The 1,891-nt window shown below is 71.0% G+C and carries 1 protein-coding gene and 1 pseudogene; one reads left to right on the top strand and one right to left on the bottom strand.

Annotated features, from left to right (window positions below):
- Window positions 1-274 (bottom strand): annotated as a pseudogene (locus ACFWJO_RS37930) (sodium:solute symporter); the annotation flags it as partial.
- Window positions 275-488: 214 nt separating this feature from the next.
- Here ACFWJO_RS37930 and ACFWJO_RS37925 point away from each other — a divergent pair.
- Entirely contained in the window at window positions 489-1,829 is a 1,341-nt protein-coding gene (locus tag ACFWJO_RS37925) for a purine-cytosine permease family protein (protein WP_386872691.1), read from the top strand.
- The last annotated feature ends 62 nt before the right edge of the window (window positions 1,830-1,891 follow it).

Genomic DNA, 1,891 nt, shown 5'->3' with positions numbered 1-1,891 from the left:
GCATCTGCGAGACGGTGTAGATCTTCAGGCGGGCCAGGATCGGGGCGAACGCCACCGACAGGATGAGCACGCCGACGCCGATGGCGGCCACGAGCCACGCGCCGGAGAGCCCGAACTCGTACCCCAGGCCGACGCCGCCCACGGTGGCGGCGCCGCCGAGCACGACGGCGGCCATGGTGCCGGTGAACAGCACCGGCCCGAGGCGGCGGCCCGCCACGAGGTAGTCCTCCGAGCTGGCGGCGCGGGTCTTGCCCCACCAGCCGAAGGCGAGCATGCCGACCAGGTAGACGGCGACGATGGTCACGGGTGGTCCTTGGGGCGAGGGGATCCAGGGCGCCGGGATGCGGGGGCGCCGCGGGCGGGACAGGAGAGATCGGCGTGTTGCCGATCACACGATCTGGGTCTACGGTAAACACATGTTGCATCGCAGGCAACATGTCGTCCAGGGCGACGGGGCGCAGGCTCCGGGTCGAACGAGAGGAGCGCGTGTGTCCGAGCATGTCGTCCAGACACCGCCCCGCGGCACCGTGAGCACGCTCCGCATGCTCCTGATCTGGCTGGCCGCCAACCTCGTGGTCACCACGCTTCTGACGGGGACCCTCTTCCAGCCCGGGGTCTCCTATGCCACCGCCTTGACAAGCATCGTGCTCGGCACCGTCCTCGGCGCCCTCGTCCTGGTGGGGGTCGGGGTCATCGGCGCCCGCACCGGTCTGCCCACCATGGCGCTGACCCGTGCGGCCTTCGGCCACCGCGGATCTCTGTTGCCGGTGACGTTCAACGTGGTGGTCCTGATGGGGTGGTCCTGGGTGCAGGCCATGCTGGCCGGCCTCGCGGTGGACGCCCTGGTGTCCGCGGCCACCGGATTCTCCTCGCCGATGCTCTTCGCGGTCCTGTGCCAGCTCGTCGTCGTGGCCCTGGCGATCCTCGGGCACGAGGGCATCGCGCGGATCGAACCCTGGCTCGCCCTCGTGATGCTCGCCGTGATGGGCGGGATCTTCGTCACCGCCTTCCGTGCCCACGGCCCGGCCGAGCTGGCGTCGATCCCGGTGGACCCCGCAGTCGAGCTGACTCCCGCCCTCGCCTTCGATCTCGTCTTCGCCACGGCCATCTCGTGGACCGTCCTCTCCGCCGACATCACCCGGAACGTGAGCACCCCGCGAGCGGCCGCGCTGGGCTCTGGCATCGGCTACACCCTGTCCACCGTCATCGCGATGAGCCTGGGCCTCACGGCCTTCGCACACGTGCTCCTGGGCGACGCCGCGGCCACCCCCTTCGACCCGGCGACCCTCGTCGCGGCCTTCGGCTGGCCGCTGGCCGTGGTGATGTTCCTCTCGGTCATGGCCACGAACACGATGGTGGTCTACGGGATGGCGACGTCGGTTACCCACGCCTCGCTGAGCCGGCCCCTTCCGTTCGTGCCTGTCGCCCTGGTGCTCGGCGCGGTGAGCGTCATCGGTGCGATGTGGTTCGACCTGCTCACCCGCTTCACAGATTTCCTTGCGCTGATCGGCGCCTTCTTCGTGCCGGTGTTCGCCGTGATCCTCGTGGACTACGTGCTCCAGGGCCGCCGCACCACCCTGGACGTGCTCGTGGCCCGTGGCCCGCGCGCCTGGTTCCGCGGGGGTGTCCACGGGCGAGCAGTGGCCGTGTGGGTCGTCGGTGCCGCGACGTCGTGGCTGCTCACGGACGTGTGGCCCAGTCCCGTCGGTGTCACCGTCCCGGTGTTCCTCCTGAGCGCCCTGCTCTACGCCCTGCTCGCCTGGCCGCGTCATCGGCCGGAGGCCCGCCCGGAGGCCGGCGCGTCGATCGAGGGACGCCGTGGCGTCTGACTCCGTTGCCCCCCTGCTCCTCTCGCGCCCCCTGGAGGACCGCATGCCCGTGTACCCGGGCG

It is taken from the genome of Streptomyces sp. NPDC127092 (assembly GCF_042722475.1).
Taxonomy (GTDB): domain Bacteria; phylum Actinomycetota; class Actinomycetes; order Streptomycetales; family Streptomycetaceae; genus Streptomyces.
This window is presented reverse-complemented; position numbering and strand designations above follow the sequence as displayed.